Source organism: Pseudomonas sp. IT-P4 (genome assembly GCF_949767755.1).
GTDB lineage: Bacteria > Pseudomonadota > Gammaproteobacteria > Pseudomonadales > Pseudomonadaceae > Aquipseudomonas > Aquipseudomonas monachiensis.
In genome coordinates, this window is record NZ_CATKPX010000034.1 from 363595 (window position 1) to 388048 (window position 24454).

16 protein-coding genes are annotated in these 24454 nt (G+C 60.8%); 12 read left to right on the forward strand and 4 right to left on the reverse strand.

Features of this window, described 5'->3' with window-relative positions; translation table 11 throughout:
• Nucleotides 1–115: 115 nt before the first annotated feature.
• The 4 genes from ACM6IT_RS15010 to aceE form a co-directional block, all read right to left on the reverse strand.
• Nucleotides 116–2809: a putative bifunctional diguanylate cyclase/phosphodiesterase gene (locus ACM6IT_RS15010; protein WP_414918254.1), complete on the reverse strand. Its 2694-nt coding sequence runs from the start codon at nt 2807–2809 to the stop codon at nt 116–118.
• Between the two features lie 229 nt (nt 2810–3038).
• Complete coding sequence (locus ACM6IT_RS15015; RefSeq protein ID WP_414918255.1) at nt 3039–4439, reverse strand: alkaline phosphatase D family protein; 1401 nt, start codon at nt 4437–4439, stop codon at nt 3039–3041.
• Between the two features lie 274 nt (nt 4440–4713).
• Nucleotides 4714–6666, reverse strand: coding sequence for a dihydrolipoyllysine-residue acetyltransferase (aceF, locus tag ACM6IT_RS15020; protein ID WP_414918256.1), 1953 nt, complete (start codon nt 6664–6666; stop codon nt 4714–4716).
• A gap of 11 nt (nt 6667–6677) precedes the next feature.
• On the reverse strand, nt 6678–9323 hold the full coding sequence (gene aceE / locus ACM6IT_RS15025; RefSeq protein WP_056725562.1) for a pyruvate dehydrogenase (acetyl-transferring), homodimeric type: 2646 nt from the start codon (nt 9321–9323) through the stop codon (nt 6678–6680).
• A 383-nt stretch (nt 9324–9706) separates the two neighbouring features.
• On the opposite strand from aceE, the gene glnE reads away from it, so the two are divergent.
• The 12 genes from glnE to ACM6IT_RS15085 all read left to right on the forward strand — a co-directional run bounded on the left by glnE (nt 9707) and on the right by ACM6IT_RS15085 (nt 24452).
• Nucleotides 9707–12646 (forward strand): bifunctional [glutamate--ammonia ligase]-adenylyl-L-tyrosine phosphorylase/[glutamate--ammonia-ligase] adenylyltransferase, encoded by a 2940-nt coding sequence (gene glnE / locus ACM6IT_RS15030; protein ID WP_056725559.1) that lies wholly within the window; start codon nt 9707–9709, stop codon nt 12644–12646.
• A gap of 307 nt (nt 12647–12953) precedes the next feature.
• Nucleotides 12954–13988 (forward strand): lipopolysaccharide heptosyltransferase II, encoded by a 1035-nt coding sequence (gene waaF, locus ACM6IT_RS15035; RefSeq protein ID WP_056725557.1) that lies wholly within the window; start codon nt 12954–12956, stop codon nt 13986–13988.
• Nucleotide 13989: 1 nt separating this feature from the next.
• Nucleotides 13990–15051, forward strand: coding sequence for a lipopolysaccharide heptosyltransferase I (gene waaC, locus ACM6IT_RS15040; RefSeq protein WP_409078561.1), 1062 nt, complete (start codon nt 13990–13992; stop codon nt 15049–15051).
• A complete protein-coding gene (locus ACM6IT_RS15045; RefSeq protein WP_414918257.1) occupies nt 15051–16172 on the forward strand; it encodes a glycosyltransferase family 4 protein in 1122 nt (373 codons plus the stop codon). Before waaC ends, ACM6IT_RS15045 begins: the two co-directional genes overlap by 1 nt.
• Complete coding sequence (rfaP, locus tag ACM6IT_RS15050; RefSeq protein ID WP_414918258.1) at nt 16173–16979, forward strand: lipopolysaccharide core heptose(I) kinase RfaP; 807 nt, start codon at nt 16173–16175, stop codon at nt 16977–16979.
• Nucleotides 16979–17713, forward strand: coding sequence for a lipopolysaccharide kinase InaA family protein (locus tag ACM6IT_RS15055; protein WP_046039745.1), 735 nt, complete (start codon nt 16979–16981; stop codon nt 17711–17713). Before rfaP ends, ACM6IT_RS15055 begins: the two co-directional genes overlap by 1 nt.
• Nucleotides 17710–18462 (forward strand): lipopolysaccharide kinase InaA family protein, encoded by a 753-nt coding sequence (locus tag ACM6IT_RS15060; protein WP_414914203.1) that lies wholly within the window; start codon nt 17710–17712, stop codon nt 18460–18462. Before ACM6IT_RS15055 ends, ACM6IT_RS15060 begins: the two co-directional genes overlap by 4 nt.
• A complete protein-coding gene (locus ACM6IT_RS15065; RefSeq protein WP_414918259.1) occupies nt 18462–19913 on the forward strand; it encodes a lipopolysaccharide kinase InaA family protein in 1452 nt (483 codons plus the stop codon). The genes ACM6IT_RS15060 and ACM6IT_RS15065 overlap by 1 nt, the downstream gene beginning before the upstream one ends.
• 268 nt (nt 19914–20181) lie before the next feature.
• The gene (locus ACM6IT_RS15070; protein ID WP_082562989.1) at nt 20182–20517 is read left to right on the forward strand and encodes a YceK/YidQ family lipoprotein; all 336 of its coding nucleotides are present in this window, start codon (nt 20182–20184) and stop codon (nt 20515–20517) included.
• A 167-nt stretch (nt 20518–20684) separates the two neighbouring features.
• On the forward strand, nt 20685–22442 hold the full coding sequence (locus tag ACM6IT_RS15075) for a carbamoyltransferase (RefSeq protein ID WP_056725542.1): 1758 nt from the start codon (nt 20685–20687) through the stop codon (nt 22440–22442).
• Complete coding sequence (locus ACM6IT_RS15080; RefSeq protein WP_056725540.1) at nt 22426–23556, forward strand: glycosyltransferase; 1131 nt, start codon at nt 22426–22428, stop codon at nt 23554–23556. The genes ACM6IT_RS15075 and ACM6IT_RS15080 overlap by 17 nt, the downstream gene beginning before the upstream one ends.
• A complete protein-coding gene (locus ACM6IT_RS15085) occupies nt 23556–24452 on the forward strand; it encodes an antimicrobial resistance protein Mig-14 (protein WP_056725538.1) in 897 nt (298 codons plus the stop codon). The genes ACM6IT_RS15080 and ACM6IT_RS15085 overlap by 1 nt, the downstream gene beginning before the upstream one ends.
• Nucleotides 24453–24454: the final 2 nt, after the last annotated feature.

The window sequence follows — 24454 nt, forward strand, 5'->3', positions numbered from 1 at the left end:
GAGCGGGCTTGCTCGCGAAGGCGTTGAGTCAGTCAGTAACCACGGCTCTGACACACCGCATTCGCGAGCAAGCCCGCTCCCACAGGTTTTTTGTCATCCACAGGTTCTGTGTCTGTCAGGCGATTGGGCCACGGGGGTAGCGTTTGAGCTTGTCGACCAGCTCATTGCCCGGGATCGGACGGTCGAACAGGTAGCCCTGGCCGACGTCGCAGCGGTGACGGCGCAGGAACGACAACTGCTCGGCGGTTTCGATGCCTTCAGCCACGACCTTGAGCTTCAGGTTGTGGGCCATGGCGATCACCGCGGAGGTGATTTCCATGTCGTCCTGGTTGTCCGGGATTTCGTGGATGAAGCTTCGATCGATCTTGATGATGTCGATGGGGAATTTTTTCAAGTAGCTGAGCGACGAGTAACCGGTGCCGAAGTCGTCCATGGCCAAGGTCAGGCCCAGGCGCTTGAGCTGGTCGAGTTGCAGGTGGGTGTCTTCGGTGGCTTCCAGCAGCAGGCCTTCGGTCAGCTCCAGCTCCAGCAAATGAGCCGGCAGGGCTTCTTCCTTGAGGATGTTGGCAATGGAGGCCACCAGGTCCGGATCGGAGAACTGCTTGGGCGACAGGTTGATCGCCACTTGCAGGTTGCCCAGGCCGGCGGCGGTCAGCGCTTTGCTCATGCGGCAGGCCTGGCGGGCGATCCATTTGCCGATCGGAATGATCAGCCCGGTTTCTTCGGCGACGCTGATGAACTGGTCCGGGCGGATCATGCCCTTTTCCGGATGGTCCCAGCGCAGCAGTGCTTCCATACCCAGCAGGCGACCGCTGCGCAGGCACAGCTTGGGCTGGTAGAACACGTCGAGTTCGTTCTGGGTCAGGGCGCGGCGCAGGTTGTTTTCGACAAACAGCTTGTAGCTGGCCTCGGCGTTCAGCGCTTCGGTGAACACTTGCACCTGGTGTTTGCCGTTGGCCTTGGCCTTGTGCAGCGCTAGCCCGGCGTTGCGCATCAGGGTTTGCGGGTCGCGCCCGTGCAGCGGCGCGCAGGCCAGGCCCACGGAGCCAGTGACGCTGATCAACTGGTTGTCGACGAACATCGGTTTGTCGAGGGTCGCCAGCAACTGGTTGGCTACTTGCTGGCCTACCGTGAGGTCGCTGTTGTCCAGCAATACGGCGAATTCGTTACTGGCGAATCGCGCCAGGCTGCCGCTCGGGATCAGGCTGTTGCGCAGGCGTCGGGCCAGGCTGATCAGCAGTTTGTCGCCGGTCTGGTGGCCGAGGCTGTCGTTGATCCGCTTGAAGTTGTCGATGTCCACCAGCAACAGGCTGATCGGCGCATCGCTGTCACGGGCGAAGCGTTCATCGAGGTTGCGGATGAACGCCGGGCGGTTGCCTAGGTTGGTCAGGTTGTCGGTGTAGGCCAGGCGCTCGATACGCTGCTGGGCAAGCTTGGTCTGGGTGATGTCTTCGTAGATGCCGATGTAGTGGGTCAGCTCGCGGTTGTCGCCGTAAACCTTGGAGATCGACAACTGGCCCCAGTAGGGTTCGAGGTTTTTCCGGCGGCTCTTGAATTCGCCCTGCCAACTGTTGCTCTTGGCCAGCGCCGAAGGCGCATCGAACAGTAGCTCGCTGAGGTTTTCCAGGGCCGGCAGTTCTGACAGGCGCTGACCGTGCACTTCTTCGGTGGAATATTGGGTGATCGCGGTGAAGCTCGGGTTGACGTATTCCACCACACCATCGCAGTTGACCAGCAAGAAGGCGTTGGCACTTTGTTCGACTGCGCGCTGGAACAGGTGCAGGGCGCTGGTGGCTGTTCGCCGATTGTGGTTGCTGATGACCTGGGCAAACTGGTCCGCCAGTTCTCCGGCGAAGGCAATTTCATCCGACTGCCAGTCGCGGGTCGCCCCGGTCTGCTCCAGGCACAAAACGCCGACCACCTGGCCATCGACGCGGATACTGGCGTCGAGCATTGCGTTGACATCGCGCGGGCGCAGGCTTTCAGCCATTTCCCGGGTACGCGGGTCGCGCATGGCGTTATGGGCGTCGATGGCACGGCCGGTGTGCAGGGCGTCGAGGTAGTCGGGGAAAACGCTGACATCGATCGGTTGCGGCAGCAGGTATTGCTGATTCGTGCGGTGATAGGCCGAGATCGGCACCAGCATCGAGCCTTCGAGGTGCCACAGGCTGGCACTGTCGATTTCGTAGATGTTGCAGGCGCTGCGGGTGATCAGCTCGGCGGCTTCGCGCAAGGAGTTGTTGCTGCTGTAGCGTTGTCGGGTGAGCAGCAGGATCAGGTCCTGCTGGGCACGCACCCGCTCCAGGTGCAGCAGTTGCTCCTGCTGGGCACGCTGATTGAGCTCCAGGGCGATTTGCAGGCGCGAGTTCTGGGTTTCCAGATCCAGGGCCGCTTGCAGCGGGTCATCCTCGAACAGGCCGTCGATGACCAGCAGGTAGCCGCGCAGCAGGTGTCGATTGTGTTGTTTGAAGGCTTCGCCAAGTTCAAGCAGGGTCAGGGAGCCAGCGGTGGTGTGCAGGGTGTAGCGGATCAGGTAATGCGTGCTTTCGCTCAGTTGCTGCTGGATCGCGTCGTGCAGTTGATAGCGCGCTTGCGGTTCCATCAGGCTGGCGTAGGGCGAGCCCACCAGCGCACACAGCTCAACGGCGGGGAGGCCGAACTGGCGTTCGCAATTGGGGTCGAGAAACAGCAGCGCCCAGCTGGGTTCATTAAGCCGTTCGAAACGCAGCATGCCGAGCCGCGAGGGCACAGGCAACTGCGTCACTACCTCGGCCACCATACGGCTGGCGGCATCGGGTTGGCTTTTCATGGAGGGAAACTCGCTTCGAATATGCTGAACGCGCCGGGCTCTCGCCCTCTTTACTGTTGCCTGCGGCAAGGTTGCATCATTGCGACACCGACTGACAAGAGAGATGAAGGCCAAGTGCTATAAGAATATGTCGGCAGACGACGGGTTTTCTTCAGTCGGTGGCAAAAAGTATTTCTATTCGCCGAAAAAATCGCAGTTTTGCAAGTATTGCCAATGACTGCGATCTGTTTCAGGGGCAGCGAATCGGGATGCCAATGGACTGCAAAGGCTTGCCCTCCCGGTCATGGAAATTTACCTGAATCTGCCCGGCATCGACGACCAGGTGGGCAAAATTATCCTGGCTGATCACGTTGCTGGTCAGCTCGTGTCGATAGTCGCCGGAGGCAGTGCGGGCCAAGGATTGATCGAGGACGAACGTGGAGGCCGTGGCATAGGGCAGCATTCTGCTGTTGCACAGCGGTGACGAGACGATGGTGTGGACTTCGAAGTCCGCATCCTCGCTGTGGGTCAGGCGACTGGTCAGCGAGCCGTGGACATCCCCGGAAATGAATACGACGTTCTTGATGCGGTGTGTGCGAATGGTCTCCAGCAACCGTAGCCGTTGTTCGGGGAAGCCCTGCCAGGCGTCATCGCCCAGGCGTTTGCGGTCAGGGTAGAACATGACACTGGTGACCACGAATTTGACCCGCGCCGGGCTGTGGATAAGCCAGTCGCACAAGGCCTGTTCCTGGGCTGTATCGAGAATGCGTCGGTCAGTGGCTGACAAATTGCGTCGGGTTCGACTGTCGGTAACAAACCATTCGATATCACCTTCAGTAAATCGATACCAGTATTTGTCCAGTCGTTTATTTATAAGTCCACCATCGGTTAGTGCATGGGCTGGACTATGGCTGGCCTGATACAACTCGTAGGCCCTGATTGCGTTTGCATATAAGTAGTCGTCGGACTTGCTCTTGTTGACGGGCCAGTTGTCCTCTATTTCATGGTCGTCAAGGATCATGTAAGTGGGCAGGCTGGACATTAATCCGGCGATATTTATCTGCGAAAACGCCACGCGATATTTTTGCAGGATTTCCTTGAGTTCCCGATCAGGAGCAATGATGCTCAAGTCATCGACATAGATTTGGTCACCCGTCATCACCAGCGCACTGACGGGAGGGCTGGCTTGCTCCACCAGGCGTGAAATTGAAGCGAAGATTCTGTCGCCCAAGTGGGGGGCGAATGCGATGCCGGCGGTCATGCGCAGGTATCGGCAAGAGCCGACAATGTAGGCCCTTGGCAGTCCGGCCTGGCTGGAGCGGGTGCGCAAGTGATAAACCTGCCGTGGCCACTGCAGGGGCAGTTCCTTCACCGTGTCGATGGTGTGCGCCAGGCTCGTCGGGCGGAACCACCCCGCCTGATACTCATAGTCGGTGTCGGCGGACAGGTTGTTTAGTGCAAAGACTTCGCACATGTCGTGTTCGGGTTCTAGTTTTGCAAAGTTGCCTTTTGACCAGTGAAACTCGCCTTGTCGCCTATAACGAATTCCGGCAAATACCAAGGTGTTTTTATTGTGTTCGCCGCGCAGGAAAATACGCGCGTGATTAGTGGTGGTGTGGCCAATAATCGGGCCGACAGTTGGTTTGAGCATGTTTGAGTCCATTCGGCTGCTTGCGAATTGGTTAGATGGTTGTTTCGGATGTAATAAGTAGTCTTTCAGCCAAGGCTAGTTATTTGGCCCGAAAAAATATCTGGCAGAAATGGATTCGAGTTGTGGGCGATGTCAGCCACAAATGTAGGAAGACGTTTTAAGCAATAACTTCAGGCAAAAAAAGCCCCGCCAAATTGGCGGGGTTGAGGTACGAGCGTGGCGCTCGGAAACGTGGAACGCAACTGGCCCTCCGGTGAAGGAGGGCCGGTCGGTGTTACAGGAGCATGGTGCGGATGTCGCCCAGCAGATCGCTCAGACGCTTGGTGAAGCGTGCAGCAGCGGCGCCGTTGATCACACGGTGATCGTAGGACAGCGACAGCGGCAGCATCAGTTTCGGCTGGAAGGCTTTGCCGTCCCAGACTGGCTGGATGGTTGCCTTGGAAACACCGAGGATCGCCACTTCCGGCGCGTTGACGATCGGCGTGAAGCCGGTGCCGCCAATGTGGCCGAGGCTGGAAATGGTGAAGCAGGCGCCTTGCATCTCGTCCGACGAAAGCTTCTTGGTCCGGGCTTTTTCAGCCAGGGAAGCAGCTTCGGCGGCCAGTTGCAGCAGGCTCTTCTGGTTGACGTTCTTGATGACCGGTACCAGCAGGCCATCCGGAGTGTCGACGGCGAAGCCGATGTTCACGTATTTCTTGCGGATGATCGCTTTGCCGCTTGGCGCCAGCGAGCTGTTGAAATCCGGCAGTTCCTTGAGCAGGTGCGCACAGGTCTTGAGCAGCAACGGCAGGATGGTCAGCTTGACGCCGGCCTTCTCTGCAACGGCTTTCTGGGCAACGCGGAACGCTTCGAGCTCGGTGATATCCGCCGAGTCGAATTGCGTCACGTGCGGCACGTTCAGCCAGCTGCGGTGCAGGTTGGCTGCGCCGACCTGCATCAGGCGGGTCATCGGCACTTCTTCGACTTCACCGAAGCGGCTGAAGTCCACGACCGGAATCGGCGGGATGCCCGCGCCACCGGTTGCACCGGCAGCAGCGGCCGGCGCTTCCTTGGCCTTCTGCATCATGGCCTTGACGTAAACCTGAACGTCTTCCTTCAGGATGCGACCGTGTGGACCGCTGGCGCCAACGGCACTCAGCTCGACACCGAATTCGCGGGCCAGTTGACGCACGGCAGGGCCGGCGTGAACTTTTGCACCCGGCCTGGCTGGCGCGGCGGCCGGCGCAGCAGCAGGGGCAGCGGCGGCAGGAGCAGCAGCTGGAGCAGGTGCGCTCGGAGCAGCAGCGGCAGGTGCCGGAGCTGCGGCCGGAGCGGCGCCTTTGACTTTCAGTTTCAGGATCAGGTCGCCGGTACCGACTTCGTCATCGAGCTTGATGGAAACGCTTTCCACCACGCCAGCGGCAGGCGATGGAATTTCCATGCTCGCCTTGTCGGATTCCAGGGTGATCAGCGACTGGTCGGCCACAACGGTGTCGCCGGCCTTGACCAGGACTTCGATGATCTTGGCCTTGCCCGCCGAACCGATGTCCGGAACGTGGATGTCCTGAACGCTGTCGGCAACCGGTGCAGCCGGAGCTGCTGCAGGAGCAGGCGCAGCGGCGGCAGCTGGAGCGGCAGCCTGGGCCGGAGCAGCAGCCGGTGCCGCAGCACCCGCCACTTCCAGATCCAGGATCAGGTCGCCGGTGCCGACTTCGTCGTTGAGCTTGACGCTGATGGCCTTGACCACGCCAGCGGCTGGCGACGGGATTTCCATGCTCGCCTTGTCAGACTCCAGGGTGATCAACGATTGATCAGCCGCGACGGTGTCGCCGACCTTGACCTGGATCTCGATGATCTGGGCCTTGCCCGACGAACCGATGTCCGGCACGTGCACTTGCTGAACGCTGGCGGCAGCCGGCGCAGCAGGGGCAGGCGCGGCGGCAGGTGCCGCAGCCGGTTTGGCCTCAGCCTTGGCAGCCGGTGCAGGGGCAGCCGCAGGGGCCGCTTGCGCGGCACCTTCGACTTCCAGTTCCAGCAGTTCGTCGCCTTCTTTCAGGCGATCGCCCAGCTTTACTTTCAGGCTCTTGATGATACCGGCCTTCGGCGCAGGCACTTCCATGCTCGCCTTGTCGGACTCAAGTGTCAGGATGCTCTGGTCGGCTTCGATACGGTCGCCGACCTTTACAAACAGTTCAATTACTTCACCTTCACCGCTGCCGATGTCAGGTACGCGAATGAGTTCGCTCACAGAATCTCTCCTCAGCAGTCCAGTGGGTTGCGTTTTTCCGGGTTGATACCGAACTTGGCGATGGCTTCAGCCACAACCTTAGGTTCGATGTCACCACGGTCAGCCAGTGCTTCCAGGGCTGCCAACACCACGAAATGACGGTCGACTTCGAAGAAATGACGCAGTTTCTTGCGGCTGTCGCTGCGGCCGAAACCGTCGGTGCCCAAGACTTTGAATTCCTTGGACGGTACCCACTGACGGATCTGCTCGGCGAACAGTTTCATGTAGTCGGTAGAGGCGATGACCGGACCTTTACGGCCGTTCAGGCACTCTTCGACGTAGCTCAGCTTAGGCTTCTGGCCCGGGTGCAGACGGTTGGTGCGCTCAACGGCCAGGCCGTCGCGACGCAGTTCGTTGAAGCTGGTAACGCTCCACACGTCGGCGCCGACGTTGAACTCTTCGCGCAGGATCTTCGCTGCTTCACGGACTTCACGCAGGATGGTGCCGGAGCCCATCAGCTGAACGTGGTGCGCCGCTTCGCGGTTGTCTTCTTCGAGCAGGTACATGCCTTTCTTGATGCCTTCTTCGGCACCGGCCGGCATGGCTGGCTGCTGGTACGACTCGTTCATCACGGTGATGTAGTAGAAGACGTCCTGTTGCTCTTCGGTCATCTTCTTCATGCCGTCCTGAATGATCACCGCCAGCTCGTAGCCGTAGGTTGGATCGTAGGTGCGGCAGTTCGGGATGGTCGCGGCCAGCAGGTGGCTGTGACCGTCTTCGTGTTGCAGGCCTTCACCGTTCAGGGTGGTACGGCCGGCGGTGCCGCCGATCAGGAAGCCACGGGTGCGGCTGTCGCCAGCGGCCCATGCCAGGTCGCCGATACGCTGGAAGCCGAACATCGAGTAGAAGATGTAGAACGGCAGCATCGGCTGGTTGTGGCTGGAGTACGAAGTACCGGCAGCGATGAAGGAGCTCATGGCGCCCGCTTCGTTGATGCCTTCTTCGAGGATCTGGCCCTTCTGGTCTTCCTTGTAGAACATCACCTGGTCTTTATCGACTGGCTCGTAGAGCTGGCCGACGGAGGAGTAGATGCCCAGTTGGCGGAACATGCCTTCCATACCGAAGGTACGGGCTTCGTCCGGGATGATCGGTACGATGCGCGGGCCGATTTCCTTGTCCTTGACCAGTTGCGCGAGGATCCGCACGAAGGCCATGGTGGTGGAGATTTCGCGGTCGCCCGAGCCGTCCAGGATCGCCTTGAGGGTGTCCAGTGGCGGAGTCGGGATGTTGAAGCTCTTGGCGCGACGCTGAGGTACGAAGCCGCCCAGTGCGGTACGGCGCTCGCTCAGGTAACGGGCTTCGGCGCTGCCTTCTTCCGGTTTGAAGAACGGCAGGTTTTCCAGTTCATCGTCCTTGACCGGAATGTCGAAGCGGTCGCGGAACAACTTCAGGCTTTCGACATCGACCTTCTTGGTGTTGTGCGCAGTGTTTTTCGCTTCGCCGGCACCGGTGCCATAACCCTTGATGGTCTTGGCCAGGATGACGGTCGGTTGTTCTTTGTGGTTGACCGCTTCGTGGTACGCCGCGTAGACCTTGTACGGGTCGTGGCCGCCACGGTTGAGCTTCCAGATCTCGTCGTCGGACAGGTCTTCGACCATCGCCTTGAGTTCTGGCGTGTTGAAGAAGTGTTCACGTACGAACGCGCCGTCTTTGGCTTTGTAGTTCTGGTATTCGCCGTCGATGACTTCGTCCATGCGGCGTTGCAGGATGCCGTCGACGTCCTTGGCCAGCAGTGGGTCCCAGAAACGGCCCCAGATGACTTTGGTCACGTTCCACTGGGCACCACGGAACACGCCTTCGAGTTCCTGGATGATCTTGCCGTTGCCGCGAACCGGGCCGTCGAGGCGCTGCAGGTTGCAGTTGATGACGAAGATCAGGTTGTCCAGCTTCTCGCGGCCGGCCAGGGAGATCGCGCCCAGGGATTCCGGTTCGTCGCACTCGCCGTCGCCCAGGAAGCACCAGACTTTCTGTTTGCCTGGCTGGATGAAGCCACGGTGTTCCAGGTACTTCATGAAGCGTGCCTGGTAGATCGCCTGGATCGGGCCCAGACCCATGGATACGGTCGGGAACTGCCAGAAGTCAGGCATCAGCCAAGGGTGCGGGTAGGACGACAGGCCTTGACCATCGACTTCCTGACGGAAGTTGTTCATCTGGTCTTCGGTGATGCGGCCTTCCATGAATGCGCGGGCGTAAACGCCTGGCGAGGTGTGGCCCTGGAAGTAGATCAGGTCGCCGCCGTGTTCTTCGGTCGGGGCCTGGAAGAAGTAGTTAAAGCCGATGTCATACAGGGTCGCACTGGAAGCGAAGCTGGAGATGTGACCGCCGAGGTCAGAATCCTTCAGGTTCGTACGCATTACCATGGCCATCGCGTTCCAGCGTACCAGCGAGCGAATGCGGCGTTCCATGAACAGGTCGCCAGGCATGCGTGCTTCGTGGGTTACCGGGATGGTGTTGCGGTAAGGCGTGGTGATGGCGTAAGGCAACTGCGAACCGCTGCGGGTCGCCAGTTCACCCATACGGGTCATCAGATAGTGAGCACGGTCTTCGCCTTCTTTGTCGAGAACCGATTCCAGGGCGTCCAGCCATTCCTGGGTTTCGACGGGATCGAGGTCTTGCATGGCTTGCTCCAGGGCGGAAAGGCTTCCAGAATCGGTTGCCTGAGTTTGCGACTGGCCTTGTGGGCAGACGATATAAATTCTTGGATTGCCGATAGGTTGTTCCGGCGGCGTGTAGTTTTACTACAAATCTTCCGGCATTTCAGCCCGGCTAATGTATATACGAGTAGTAAAACTACAGATGAGCGGCTTGTGGCCCCCGGCTGCGTTGTGAGAATAATCGTTAAGGTTGGTCTTTTTCCAACTACAAAAGGTAAAAGCTTGATGCTGGCTGCCAAAATTAAAGAAATTTCAGCTATTTCTAACTTTTGTTCGACACTCCCTCAGGTAGTGGGTTTTCGAAAACCACTACATGCAGTCCGTTGTACGCCGATCAAGGATAGACCATGAGCCTCCCCTCGCTTGCCGAACTGCCCGCCATTCTCCTGCCGTTTGTCACTCGCGCCGAGCAGTCGTTCCGGGCTGCTGTGGCCGCCCTGGACGATGATCACGGGCTGTCTGCCTGGACGCCGGAACGCTGGGCGCAATTTGCCCGCGTCACCGCCGCCAGCGATTTTGTGATTGAACAGTGTGTTCGTGACCCTTTGATGTTGCTGGAGCTGGTGCAGTCCGGTGAGTTGGACCGCAGCTTCGCTCCCGGTGAGTTATGCGGGCAGATCGCGGCCGCCGTAAGCGCGGCCGAGACCGACGATCTGCTTGGCCGCGTCTTGCGCCGCCAGCGTGCACGCCATCAGGTGCGGATCATCTGGCGCGACCTGACACGCCAGGCCGACTTGATCCAGACCTGCCGCGACCTTTCGGACATGGCCGATGCGAGCATCGATCAGGCCTATCAATGGTTGTACACGCGGCATTGTCAGCAGTTCGGCGTGCCGACCGGGCGACGCAGCGGCGAGCCGCAGCAGATGGTCGTTCTTGGCATGGGCAAGCTCGGTGCCGTGGAGTTGAACCTGTCGTCGGACATCGACCTGATTTTCGCCTACCCCGAGGGTGGCGAAACCGTCGGCGTCAAACGCCCGCTGGATAACCAGGAGTTCTTCATCCGTCTGGGCCAGCGGCTGATCAAGGCCCTGGACCCGATGACTGTCGACGGCTTTGTATTCCGCGTCGACATGCGCTTGCGTCCCTACGGTTCGGCGGGCGCACTGGTGCTGAGCTTCAACGCGCTCGAGCAGTATTACCAGGATCAGGGGCGCGACTGGGAGCGCTACGCGATGATCAAGTCGCGGGTGGTGGCCGGGGATCAAGTCGCCGGCGCGCAACTGCAGGAGATGCTGCGGCCATTCGTTTACCGGCGTTACCTGGACTTCTCGGCCATTGAAGCGCTGCGCACCATGAAGCAGTTGATCCAGCAGGAAGTGCGGCGCAAGGGCATGGCCGACAACATCAAGCTCGGTTCCGGCGGTATTCGCGAAGTCGAGTTCATTGCCCAGGCATTCCAGCTGATCCACGGGGGTCGCGACCTGAGCTTGCAGCAGCGCCCACTATTAAAGGTACTGGGCACGCTGGAAGGCCAGGGTTATCTGCCGCCGGCCGTGATCAGCGAGCTGCGTGAAGGCTACGAATTCCTGCGTTATACCGAACACGCGATTCAGGCGATTGCCGATCGCCAGACACAAATGTTGCCTAATGGCGAGCAGGATCAGGCGCGCATTGCCTTTATGCTCGGTTTCGCCAACTGGACGGCGTTCCACGAACAACTGATGTACTGGCGCGGCCGTATTGCCTGGCACTTCGGGCAGGTGATTGCCGATCCCGATGAAGAGCAGGGCGCCGAAAGCGAAGTGGTGGTCGGCGGTGAGTGGTTGCCGCTGTGGGAAGAGGCCCAGGACGATGAGGCTGCCTGCCGCCAACTGGAAGAGGGTGGTTTCAAAGATGCCCCAAAAGCCTTGAAAGCCTTGGCCGGCTTGCGCGGTAGCCCGCAATTGAGGGCGATGCAGCGTCTGGGGCGCGAGCGTCTCGATGCTTTTATTCCGCGGTTGCTGGCACAGGCCGTGGAACATGACAATCCGGACCTGGTACTGGAGCGGGTGCTGCCGCTGGTCGAAGCCGTGGCCCGTCGTTCCGCGTACCTGGTGCTGTTGACCGAGAACCCCAGTGCATTGCGGCGTTTGCTGACGCTGTGCGCGGCGAGCCCGTGGATCGCCGAGCAAATCACCCGCTTCCCGCTGCTGCTCGACGAATTGCTCAACGAAGGCCGGCTGTTCAAGCCGCCACTGGCGCCAGAGCTGGCGGCCGAATTACGCGAGCGCCTGACACGGATTCCCGAGGACGACCTCGAACAGCAAATGGAAGCCCTGCGCCACTTCAAGCTGGCGCACCGCTTGCGGGTGGCTGCTTCGGAAATCGCCGGCAGCCTGCCGCTGATGAAAGTCAGCGATTACCTGACCTGGCTCGCCGAGGCGATCCTGGAGCAAGTGCTGGCTCTGGCCTGGCGCCAGACCGTGGCCAAGTACGGCACGCCGCTGCGCACCGATGGCACCTTGTGCGATCCCGGCTTCATCATTGTCGGTTATGGGAAAGTCGGCGGCCTGGAGCTCGGGCATGGTTCGGACCTGGACCTGGTGTTCATCCACGACGGCGATCCGCAGGCTGAAACCGATGGCGTCAAACCCATCGATGGCGCGCAATTCTTTACCCGGCTGGGGCAGCGGATCATTCACTTGCTGACGGCGCAGACCAACTCCGGGCAGTTGTATGAAGTGGACATGCGTCTGCGGCCATCCGGTGCGTCGGGCTTGTTGGTGAGCTCCCTGGGGGCGTTTGCCCGCTATCAGGAGAATGAAGCCTGGACTTGGGAACACCAGGCGCTGGTGCGGGCGCGGGTGTTGGTGGGCAGCCAGGATGTCGGCCAGGCCTTCGAGAAAGTCCGCGCCGCGATATTGGGCAAAACCCGTGATCTACCGACCCTGCGCCAGGAGGTCAGTGAGATGCGCGCCAAGATGCGCGATAACCTGGGCAGCAAGAGCACCGCGGCCGGCACCGGGGCAAATGCCTTCGAAGCCACGGCGCCGTTCGATATCAAGCAGGACGCCGGTGGTATCGTCGATATTGAATTTATGGTGCAATACGCGGCCCTGGCGTGGTCCGAAACACACCCGCCATTGCTGCGCTGGACGGACAACATCCGCATTCTGGAAGAGCTGGAGCATGAAGGGCTGATGCCGGTCGAAGATGCCAGCCTGTTGCGTGAAGCGTATAAAGCGTACCGTTCCGCCGCCCACCGGCAGGCCTTGCAGAAGGACCCGGGGGTGATTCCGGGCGACCAGTTCGCGGACGAACGTCGGCAGGTCATGCGGATCTGGCGTGAGCTGGGGCTAAGCTGAAACGGGATATTTGATACGCCCAATATCCCCTGTGGGAGCGGGCTTGCTCGCGAAGGCGGAGTGTCAGTCAATAGTGATGTTGGATGTGACGGCCCCTTCGCGAGCAAGCCCGCTCCCACAGTAGATCTGCAGTGTCATGCGGATCGAGGTACACCAATACCCAATGTGGGAGCGAGCCTGCTCGCGATAGCGGAGTGACACTCGACAGCAATGTTGAAGGTGATGACCCATCGCAAGCCGCCGTGCTCCCGCAGAGATTCTCGAGGCGGGGAGGCGTAGGCCTCCCCGGTTCGTTTATGGAAACCACATGAAAATTCTGATCGTTGGGCCCAGTTGGGTCGGTGACATGGTGATGGCGCAGACACTTTTCCAGTGTCTGAAACAACGCCACCCGCAATGCGAAATCGACGTGCTGGCCCCCGAGTGGAGCCGGCCGATTCTTGAGCGCATGCCCGAAGTTCGCCAGGCCTTGAGCTTTCCGCTCGGTCACGGTGTCCTGGAGCTGGCAACGCGTCGGCGCATCGGCAAATCCCTGGCTGGCCAGTACGACCAGGCGATCCTGCTGCCCAATTCCCTGAAGTCGGCACTGGTGCCGTTCTTTGCCGGCATCCCGAAACGCACCGGCTGGCGTGGCGAGTTCCGCTATGGCCTGCTCAACGACGTGCGCACGCTGGACAAGGATCGTTATCCGCTGATGATCGAGCGCTTCATGGCCCTGGCTTACGAGCCTGGCGTTGAACTGCCAAAACCCTATCCGCGCCCGACACTGCAGATCGACCCGGTTACCCGCGAAGCGGCACTGGCCAAATTCGGCCTGACCCTCGACCGCCCGGTGTTGGTCCTGTGCCCTGGTGCCGAGTTCGGTGAATCCAAGCGCTGGCCGTCCGAGCATTACGCCGCGGTTGCCGAAGCGAAGATCCGCGAAGGCTGGCAAGTCTGGCTGTTCGGTTCGAAAAACGATCACGCCGTGGGCGAAGACATCCGCGCGCGGCTGATTCCCGGCCTGCGTGAAGAATCGGTCAACCTCAGCGGCGGCACCTCGCTGGCTGAAGCCATCGACCTGATGTCCTGCGCCGATGCGGTGGTGTCCAACGACTCCGGATTGATGCACGTTGCCGCCGCGCTGAACCGCCCGCTGGTCGCGGTCTACGGCTCGACGTCGCCAGGTTTCACGCCACCGCTGGCCGAGCACGTCGAAGTCGTTCGCCTGGGTATCGAATGCAGCCCATGCTTCGACCGCACTTGCCGTTTCGGCCATTACAACTGCCTGCGCCAGCTCATGCCGCAAGCGGTGAACGAAGCCCTGCAGCGGTTGCAAGGCACTCCGGTCGAGGTCAAATAGCTTGCGGGTTCTGTTGATCAAGACGTCATCGTTGGGCGACGTCATTCATGCGTTGCCGGCGTTGACCGACGCTGCACGGGCGATTCCCGGCATCAAATTCGACTGGGTGGTGGAAGAAGGCTTTGCCGAGATCCCGACCTGGCATCCAGCGGTGGACAAGGTGATTCCGGTGGCGATCCGTCGCTGGCGCAAAAACATCTGGCAGACCATCAAGAGCGGTGAGTGGAAGCGCTTCAAGCAAAGCGTTCGCGCCACGAAATATGACCTGGTGATCGACGCCCAGGGCTTGCTGAAAAGCGCCTGGCTGACCCGTTACGTCAAGGCCCCGGTGGCCGGCCTCGATAAAAGCTCGGCGCGCGAGCCCATCGCCGCGCGCTTCTACAATCGACGCCTGGCCGTTGCCCGCGGGCAGCACGCGGTGGAGCGAGTGCGTCAGTTGTTCGCCATCGCGTTGGGCTATGACTTGCCCAAAGGCCTGGGCGACTACGGCTTGAATATCGAGCGCCTGGTGGAATTGCCGCGCAAGAATCCGTACGTGGTGTTTCTGCACGGCACCACCTGGGACACCAAACACTGGCCAGAAGCCTATTGGCGCGAGCTGACCGAACGGGTCGGCTACCTTGGGGTCGGGGTGAAACTGCCTTGGGGTAATGCCGTGGAAAAGGCCCGCGCCGAGCGTATCGCTGCCGGTTTCAAACACGCCGAAGTGTTGCCCAAACTGAATCTGGCCGGTGTCGGCAAGGTACTGGCGGGCGCGCAAGCCTGCGTGGCGGTAGACACCGGCCTGGGCCATCTGGCCGCCGCGCTGGATGTGCCGACGCTGTCGCTGTTCGGCCCGACCAATCCGGGCCTGACCGGCGCCTATGGCAAGGTGCAGATTCACCTGGCCAGCGATTTCCCTTGTGCTCCGTGCCTGCAAAAGAAATGCACTTATCAACCGACGGCTGAAGATGCCCGTCAATTTGACCTGAAACGCGAGTGGCCGTTGTGCTTCACGCGTCTGAATCCCGAGCGTGTCGCCAGCCGACTGAGCACGTTGTTAATGGCTGAGGAGCTGCGCTGATGCAATTGGCATTTGTCTTGTACAAATATTTTCCCTTTGGCGGTTTGCAGCGCGACTTCATGCGAATCGCCCTGGAGTGCCAGAACCGCGGCCATCAGATTCGCGTCTACACGCTAATCTGGGAAGGCGACGTCCCTCCGGGTTTCGAAGTGCTGGTGGCGCCGGTCAAGGCGTTCTTCAACCATCGGCGCAACGAAAAGCTCAGCGAATGGATGGAAGCGGACCTGGCCGAGCGCCCGGTCGACCGCCTGATCGGCTTCAACAAGATGCCGGGCCTGGACGTCTACTATGCCGCCGACGGCTGCTTCGAAGACAAGGCGCAGAACCTGCGTAACTCGCTGTATCGCCGTTGGGGCCGCTATCGCCACTTCGCCGAATACGAGCGGGCGGTGTTCGCCAAAGAGGCGAAGACCGAAGTACTGATGATTTCCGAGGTCCAGCAGCCGCTGTTCATCAAGCATTACGACACGCCGCTGGAGCGCTTCCACCTGCTGCCACCGGGTATTGCCCAGGACCGTCGCCGACCGGCGGATGCCGATGAAATTCGCGCCGGGTTCCGTGCTGAGTTCAATCTCAAGGACGACGAACTGCTGTTGGTGCAGATCGGTTCCGGGTTCAAGACCAAGGGGGTGGACCGCAGCCTCAAGGCCCTGGCGGCATTGCCCGCTGATCTGAAGAAGCGCACCCGGCTGTTTGTAATTGGCCAGGATGACCCCAAATTATTCCAGATGCAGAGTGCGACATTGGGCTTGGGCGACAACGTCACCTTCCTCAAGGGGCGTAGCGATATCCCGCGTTTCCTGCTGGGTGCCGATCTGTTGATTCACCCGGCGTACAACGAAAATACCGGCACTGTGCTGCTCGAAGCCCTGGTGGCCGGCCTGCCGGTGCTGGTGAGCGCGGTGTGCGGTTACGCCCATTACATCGCCGAGGCCGATGCGGGCCTGGTGCTGGACGAACCGTTCGATCAGGCGCAGCTGACGCAGTACCTGACCGGCATGTTGAACGACGCTCAAGCAAGGGCGGCCTGGAGCCGCAACGGTCTGGCCTTCGCCGAAACGGCCGACCTCTACAGCATGCCGCAGCACGCGGCCGATGTGATTCTGGCGGAGCACGCTTAAATGAAGTTGATGCTGGCTGAACCGTTCAAGAGCCTCTGGGCCGGACGTGACCCGTTCGCCGAAGTCGAGGGGCTCAAGGGTGAGGTGTACCGCGAGCTGGAAGCACGCAGGACATTACGCACGGAAGTCGACGGTAACGGGTTTTTCGTGAAAATCCACCGTGGCATCGGCTGGGGCGAAATCTTCAAGAACCTGCTCACCGCCAAACTCCCTGTACTGGGTGCCGGTCAGGAGTGGCAGGCCATTCAGCGCCTGCAGGAAGTCGGCGTGCCGACCATGACCGCCGTTGCGTATGGCGAGAAGGGTAGCAACCCGGCCGACCAGCACTCGTTCATCGTGACCGAAGAGCTGGCGCCGACGGTCAGCCTGGAAGACTTCAGTATCAACTGGGTCACGCAGCCGCCCGAGCCAAAACTCAAGCGCGCGCTGATCGCCGAAGTCGCACGCATGACGGGCATGATGCACCGTGCCGGGGTCAATCACCGCGACTGCTACATCTGCCATTTCCTGCTGCACACCGACAAGCCGGTGACCTTTGATGACTTCAAGCTCTCGGTGATCGACCTGCACCGTGCCCAGACCCGCCCGGCGATCACCTCGCGCTGGCGCAACAAGGACCTGGCCGCGCTGTACTTTTCCGCGCTGGACATCGGTCTGACCCGCCGCGACAAGCTGCGCTTCCTCAAGGGCTATTTCCAGCAGCCGCTGCGCCAGATCCTGAGTGAAGAGGCGTCTTTGCTGGCCTGGCTCGACGGCAAGGCCAACAAGCTCTATGAGCGTAAACAGCGATACGGGGATGCGCTCTGATGTCGGGTTGGAAACTGGATCCGGCCTACAGCGAGCTGGCCGATGACTTTGGCAGCCTCGAGGCTGTGTTTGCGCTGCAAGGCGAGCGTTTGACCAGTGACGTGCTCTCGGAGGTCATCCGTGTCGAGCGCAATGGCGTCAACTATTACGTCAAACGGTATGTGGGTGCCGGCAAAGGCTTGCGGCGTTACCTGGGCAAGCCTCGGGTGAAGATGGAATGGCAGAACCTCAAGCGCTTCGCCAAGTGGGGCATTCCCACTGCCGAAGTAGTGGCCTGGGGGCTGGAGCGGCGCGGTGCGGCCTACGCTCGCGGCGCGATGATTACCCGGGAACTGCCGCGCACCGAAGACTTGTCGGCACTGGCCGAGCGCCGCGACCCGAAGCTGTCGGATCGCGCCTGGGTCGATACCGTCAGTCGCCAGCTGGCCCAATACACCCGGACCATGCACGACCACCGCTTCACCCATAATGATCTGAAGTGGCGCAACCTGCTGATCGACGATGAGGCTCGAGTGTTTCTGATCGACTGTCCCAACGGCGATTTCTGGCGCGGTTTCTGGCTCAAGTACCGTATTACCAAGGATCTGGCGTGCCTGGACAAGGTCGCCAAGTATCAATTGTCGGCTACCCAGCGCCTGCGCTTTTACCTGCAATACCGCAACCGGACCCGGCTCAACGCTGCGGACAAAAAACGCATCCGGCATGTGGTGAGATTTTTCGAGGGACGCGAATGACTGATTTTCTGGCCGCTGAGGACCGTGCGCTGCTTGAGCGCCATGGCCTCGGCACGTTCGAGGCGCTCTGGGCCAAGCAGCTCGATGCGGTGGACGAACCCAACACCGGTCGCGGTGGCTGGAGCAGTGTGTTTCGGCTGGATCTGGAAGGTCATGGTTTTTACCTCAAGCGTCAAAGCAACTACCTGACCCGCACCTTGCGCGCACCGTTCGGCGAGCCGAGTTTCGCTCGCGAGTTTCGCAACATCTCCCGTTACCGGAAGATGGGCATTCCGGCGCTGGACGCGGTGTTTTACGGGGAGCGCAAGGTCAATGGCGAAGTCCGCGCGATCCTGATGACCCGCGCCCTGGACGGTTGGGACGACCTCGACTCGCTGTTGCAGCGCTGGGCTCAATTGAGCCCTGAGCAGCACTCGGAAATCCTCAAGGCCAGTGGCGAACTGGCCCGGCAGCTGCACGCCGCACGCCAGGTGCATGGGTGCTTTTATCCCAAGCACATTTTCATGCGCGCCACCGGCAACGGCTATCAGGCTCAATTGATTGACTTGGAAAAGACCCGGCCGCTGCTGTACGGGCAGCGTGACCGAATCAAGGATCTGGAACCGCTGACGCGTCGCGCGCCCGAGTGGGGCGAGTCGCAACTGCGGCAATTGCTGGCCGCCTATCTGGATCAGCCGCAGGACAGCTCGCTGATCGACAGCTGGCTGCAGCGGTTGACCGCGCGGCGCAGCCAGAAGAGGCCACGCTGATGCGATTGTCCGAACTGAAGTCTGCCGGCCGTACCCCAGGCTTGCCGCTGAGCGTTTCGCTGGCCGACGCCGCCGGCCCCGCCGAGTTGCAATTGCTGAGCCTGTTGCGGGTGTTGCCGGGGCAGCGTTATGTCGGTGCCGGCGTCTGGCGTGGCCGGCCGGTGCTGGCCAAATTGCTGGTCGGCAGCAAGGCTGCACGGCATTTTCAGCGTGAACTGGACGGCGTGCGCCTACTGTCTGCCCAGGGGCTGACCACGCCGCAGTTGTTGGCCGATGGCCTGAAGGACGGCGAGGGTGGCTGGCTGCTGTTTGATTTCCTTGAGCATGCCGAAAGCCTGGGCGACACCTGGAAGCAGGTTGAGCAGCAGCCCGTACTGTCCGATGGGCAAGGCGCGGTGCTGGCCGAGGCGTTGGGCGCGATCGGTCAGATGCATCGCAAGGGGCTGTGGCAAGAAGACCTGCATCTGGACAACCTGCTGCGCCAGGGTGGGCGCCTGTACCTGATCGATGGCGCGGGCATCTGCTGCGAGACGCCTGGCCAGCCGCTGTCCCGGCAGAAGGTCCTGGAAAACCTCGGGGTGTTCTTCGCCCAGTTGCCGAAGTCGATCGAACCCTTCATTGAAGAGTTGCTGGTGTATTACCTGCTCAGCAACGGCGAACACGCCCTGCCCATGGAAGCATTGCAAAAGCAGATCGACAAGGTCCGCAGTTGGCGCCTCAAGGACTTCCTGATCAAGGTTGGCCGCGAGTGCACGTTGTTCAGCGTACAGCGCGGGGCCTTCGGATTGCGGGCGATTCGCCGAGAGGAAGTGCCGTCGATGGTGCCAGTGCTGGAGCAGGCCGATGCCTTGCTCGATCAGGGGCATCTGTACAAGACCGGCGGTGCGGCGAGTGTCGGCAAGGTCGAGGTGGATGGCCGCACGCTGGTGATCAAGCGCTACAACATCAAGGGTTTTGCTCACTGGCTCAAGCGTTTCTGGCGCCCGAGCCGGGCCTGGCATTCCTGGCGCGAAGGCAACCGCCTGGCATTCCTCGGGATTGCCACGCCCAAGCCGCTGGCGTTGCTGGAAAAGCGTTTCATGTGGCTGCGCAGCCGGGCTTACCTGATCACCGAGTACCTGCCGGGGCCGGACATCATCGAGCGTTTTGCGCCGTATGTGGAACGTGGCGATGCACCGGAAGCCGAACTGGCGGCACTGGATCATCTGTTCGCCGAATTGATTCGCCTGCGCATCAGCCATGGCGACTTCAAGGGGCATAATCTGTTCTGGCAGCAGGATCGCTGGGCGTTGATCGACCTCGACTCGATGTGCCAGCACGGCTCCCTCGGCAGCTTCGCCCCGGCGTATGCCAGGGATCGCGCGCGGTTCATGCGCAATTGGCCTGAAGGTAGTGCCCTTTACCAGGTCATCGATCAGCGTCTTCCCAAGGACATCTCAGGCGCGACCTGAATCGGACCTTCGGTCCTTTCGCGAGCAAGTCGGATCGCCGCACCGCCGCTCCCACATTGGCTCTCCAGCGAACACAATATTTGTGCGCGACATGGATCAAGTGTGGGAGCGGGCTTGCTCCGGGCGGCGTTCCGACGAAGGGGCCGGAACTACCAGCCGAGAAAGCAGACAGGTTCTTGTGAATCGTCCTACGCGATCTTGGGAAGTCATGAACTGTGGCCAAAATTGCCCCGATGCTAGTTTGCCCGACGTTCTCGGAGGGCAGGCAGTGACGATCAAAATGGCAGTTTCAGCGGGTGTTTTATCAGTGTCGCTAACGGGCTGCGGGACCGCCGCCACCGTCCTGCTGGATGAAGCCCAGGCCGCGCAGGGGCTGCGCCGGCAAAAGACCTATTGCCAATCCATTCCCCGGGTCTACAGCGGCCTGGCCTACGACTTCTGTGTATTGAATGCGCCGCCAGACCCTACGGGCATCCTTGTACCGCTCGTATTGGTGGACCTGGCCGTGTCCGGCGCGCTGGACACCGTTGTCTTGCCGTACACGATTTACCGGCAAAGCGTGGACGGCAATATTTCCATCTATTGGCGACCTGCACGCGGATAAAAAGAAGCCGCGAGGCCCCGGCCGTAGTTGCATGCCGCTTGCGGCTAGAGGTTTGCCGTCGCTTTTACGCTATAATCCCGCCCTTTAGCTGTCTCTCGCCCCTTGCGAGGGCACATTAATTTTTGAGGCGCTTGCGCCTGCATGCAGACTAAAGAGGCTAGACCCCTGTGGCATTGACGATTCTTGGCCTGTCCGGCGCCCTTAGCCATGATCCTTCCGCAGCCCTGTATATCGACGGCAAGCTGGTCGCGGCGGCTGAAGAGGAGCGCTTCGTTCGCGATAAACATGCAAAGAACCGCATGCCCTACGAATCGGCGAAATTCTGCCTGGAACAGGCCGGCATCAAGCCGTCCGACGTTGACGTGGTCGCGATTCCATTCGCCCCGATCAGCCTGTTCGGCAAGGCCCGCTGGCAGTACGCCAAGCGTTACTGGTACGCCCCGGACCGCGCCCTCGACGCGATCCTGATGGGTAACCGTCGCTACAAGCGCTATCGCAACAAGATCGTCTGGTGCCTGGAGCAATTGGGTTTTGATCCGAAGAAGATCAAGATCGAGCCGGTCGAACACCACCTGGCCCACGCCTCCAGCGCTTATCACTGCTCCGGTTTCAAAGAGAAAACCGCGATCCTGGGTATCGACGGCAAGGGCGAGTACGCGACGACCTTCTTCGGTTATGGCGAAAACGGCAAGATCCACAAGATCAAGGAATTCTTCGATCCGGACTCCCTCGGCGGCCTGTATGGCGCGATCACCGAGTTCCTCGGTTTCGATATGCTCGACGGTGAGTTCAAGGTCATGGGCATGGCGCCGTACGGCGACGCCAGCAAATACGATTTTTCGCGCCTGGCTTCGTTCGAAAATGGCGAACTGGTGATCAACACCGACTACGCCAACGTCATCGGCCTGCGTCGCTACAAAGAGAAGGGCAAGGGTTACTACTTCTCGCCGAAGCTGATCGAGTGGCTGGGTCCCAAGCGTGAAGGCGACATCGCCGACGAACCGTACATCCACTACGCCGCCAGCATTCAAGCGCTGTTCGAAAAAATTGCGCTGCAGATGATCGACCATTACCTGGGCGACGTGCTCAAGGAAACCGGCAAGCTGGCCTACGCTGGCGGCTGTGCGTTGAACGTCAAGCTGAACCAGAAAATCATCGCCCGCGACGACGTCAAAGAGCTGTTCGTACAGCCTGCATCCGGCGATGCCGGCACAGCAGTCGGTGCCGCGGCCTATGTGTCCCACGCCCGTGGCGTGCCGGTCGAGAAGATGGAACACGTCTACCTCGGCCCGTCGTACAGCAACGAGGACGTGATTGCCGCATGCGCCCGTCATGAGAACAAGCCGACCTGGCGCAAGCTCGACAACATGCCCGAGCAGATCGCCAAAATCATGGTCGATGGCAACCCGGTGGCCTGGTTCCAGGGCCGCATGGAGTTTGGTCCGCGCGCCTTGGGCGGTCGTTCGATCATCGGTTGCCCGAGCATTGCGGGCGTGGCTGACCGCATCAACCACCAGATCAAGTTCCGCGAGCGCTGGAGGCCTTTCTGCCCGTCGATGCTCGACACCGTGGCGCCACAGATGATCAAGATCGATCACCCGGCCCCGTTCATGACCTTCACCTTCGAAGTGGCTGAAGAGTGGAAGACCCGCGTGCCGGAAGTTGTCCACGAAGACGGTACCTCCCGCGCCCAGGTGCTCAAGCGCGAATACAACCCGCGCTACTACGACATGATGAAAGCGCTGGAAGTGCTGACCGGCAACGGTGTGTCGCTGAACACCTCGCTCAACCGTCGCGGCGAACCGATGATCTGCTCGCCGACTGACGCCCTGAACATGTTCTTCGGTTCGGATCTACAGTATCTGATCATGGAAGACATCCTGGTGGTCAAAGAGGGCGCGAACGCCTATGACACGTTCGGCTGAACGCCATGTGCTGCAGTTCTGCCACGGCTATGACGGGCCGTTCCTGGACTGCGCACGGCAGTACGCCAGCCTGTTCGCGGGGACCGGTTATCGAGTGACCACGGTGTTTCTCACCGGGGTTGCCGATGCCGAAGTCGCCGCGGGCTGCGCCTCCGACGAAGTGCTGTTCATGGAGTACAGCTCCAAGGCCATTCGTGGCCTCAAGCTGGGTGCCATCGGCGATCTGCGCAAGATCGCCGCATCACGCAACTTCAGTTTCTGCATCGCCCACCGCTTCAAGCCGATCTATATCGCCTTGCTCGGCACGTCGTTGCCGGTGATTGGCGTGCACCACGCTTTTGACGATTACAAACGTGGCAGCCGCAAACTGTTCGCGCATATTTTCCGCAAGCGTTTGAGTCTGCTCGGTGTGTCCGACGCCGTGCGCGACGACATGCGCCAATGCCTGCCGAAGTGGCCAGCCTCGCGGATTCAGACCTTGTACAACCGTATCGATGTGGACGCCTTGCAGGCGACCCAGGTGTCGGCTCGCGAGGCCCGGGAAACCCTCGGTTTGTCGGCGGATGCGTGGATCGTCGGCAACGTCGGACGGCTGCATCCGGACAAGGACCAGGCCACGCTGCTGCAGGGATTCGCCGAGGCATTGCCGGGGTTGCCCGCCAACAGCCAGCTGGTGATTCTCGGCAAAGGGCGCCTGGAGGAGGACCTCAAGGACCAGGCCCGGGAACTGGGTATCGGTGACCGGGTTCTGTTCCTCGGTCAGGTGCCGGACGCGCGTAACTACTTCCGGGCCTTCGATGTGTTCGCCCTGAGTTCCGATCACGAACCGTTCGGCATGGTGCTGCTGGAGGCCATGGCCGCTGGCGTTCCTTTGCTCGCCACGGCGTGCGGCGGAGCGAAAGAGGTGGTCGAAGGCGTAGGCATCCTGTTCCCGTTGGGCGATGCCGGGCGTCTGGCCCAAGGGCTGCAACATCTGCACGGTATGGATGATCAGCAGCGTCGGCAGTGTGCCGGGTTGATGCTCGAGCGCTTGCGCGAACGCTTCTCCGATCGCGCAGTGCGCGATGCTTTCTGGCACTTGCCGCACGTTACCGAACTGGCACAGAGGGGCTGATGCTCAACCGATTTCAAGGCTGGCGCGAGCGTGGCTGGGCGGTAGTCGACGCCTCGACTTACGCCGAAACCTGGCAGCGTTATGGCGGCAGCGTCGCGACTCATCCCATGGTGGTCGAGCGGCTGGCGCAACTGGCTGACATTCCGGTGCGTTACCTGGCCTGGGTGCAGGGCGACGATGTCAAGGCGGCGATCCCGACCTGGGGTCGCGACCTGGCCTTGTCCAAGGACGTGCTCAAGCGTCGCGGCAAGAAGGGTCTGTTCGACCTCGGCAACGCCGAGATCATCCTGCCGGCCGCCGCCGATACCCAGGCGCCTTTGCGTCATCGCGCGCGGTATCTGTCGGCGCTGAACGAAGGCCGTTTCACTGGCATCAAGTTGCAAGCCGAACAACTGGCCATGGCCCGCACGCCCGAAGAGCTGTCGAAAAAATTTCGCTATAACCAGCGCCGCGAATTGCGCTTGCTGGAAGAGGCCGGTGGCGTGGTGCGGCCGGTGTCCGAATTTTCCAGTGCTGAGTTGGCGGCGATTTACTGCGACTTGTTCCAGCGCCGCTGGGGTTTCCCGGCGACGGGTGCCGAGCGCATGGCCGAGGTCATCGAGTTGCTGCGCGAGTTGCTGATCGGCTCGGTGATTTTCCTCAACGATGCGCCAATTGCGATTCAACTGGTGTACCGCGTCGAAACCCCGCAGTGGATCAGCGTCGAGTACATCAACGGCGGGGTCGATCCCGAGACTCGCGAGTTCAGCCCCGGCAGTGTGTTGAGTTTCCTCAATACCCAAAGCGCCTGGGAACATGCCCGGGCCCAGGACAAGCCGTTGCGCTTTTCCTTCGGTCGCGCCGACCGTGAATACAAGGATCGCTGGTGCAACCCCGTGCCGGTGTTCACCGTATGAGC

Bases quoted from the DNA above. Each gene is read 5' to 3' on its own strand.
- ACM6IT_RS15060 (WP_414914203.1), top strand. From the start codon at position 17,710: ATGACTGATTTTCTGGCCGCTGAGGACCGTGCGCTGCTTGAGCGCCAT.
- waaF (WP_056725557.1), top strand. From the start codon at position 12,954: ATGAAAATTCTGATCGTTGGGCCCAGTTGGGTCGGTGACATGGTGATG.
- ACM6IT_RS15015 (WP_414918255.1), bottom strand. From the start codon at position 4,439: ATGCTCAAACCAACTGTCGGCCCGATTATTGGCCACACCACCACTAAT.
- ACM6IT_RS15010 (WP_414918254.1), bottom strand. From the start codon at position 2,809: ATGAAAAGCCAACCCGATGCCGCCAGCCGTATGGTGGCCGAGGTAGTG.
- rfaP (WP_414918258.1), top strand. From the start codon at position 16,173: ATGAAGTTGATGCTGGCTGAACCGTTCAAGAGCCTCTGGGCCGGACGT.
- glnE (WP_056725559.1), top strand. From the start codon at position 9,707: ATGAGCCTCCCCTCGCTTGCCGAACTGCCCGCCATTCTCCTGCCGTTT.
- ACM6IT_RS15085 (WP_056725538.1), top strand. From the start codon at position 23,556: ATGCTCAACCGATTTCAAGGCTGGCGCGAGCGTGGCTGGGCGGTAGTC.
- ACM6IT_RS15080 (WP_056725540.1), top strand. From the start codon at position 22,426: ATGACACGTTCGGCTGAACGCCATGTGCTGCAGTTCTGCCACGGCTAT.
- aceE (WP_056725562.1), bottom strand. From the start codon at position 9,323: ATGCAAGACCTCGATCCCGTCGAAACCCAGGAATGGCTGGACGCCCTG.
- ACM6IT_RS15065 (WP_414918259.1), top strand. From the start codon at position 18,462: ATGCGATTGTCCGAACTGAAGTCTGCCGGCCGTACCCCAGGCTTGCCG.
- ACM6IT_RS15055 (WP_046039745.1), top strand. From the start codon at position 16,979: ATGTCGGGTTGGAAACTGGATCCGGCCTACAGCGAGCTGGCCGATGAC.
- ACM6IT_RS15045 (WP_414918257.1), top strand. From the start codon at position 15,051: ATGCAATTGGCATTTGTCTTGTACAAATATTTTCCCTTTGGCGGTTTG.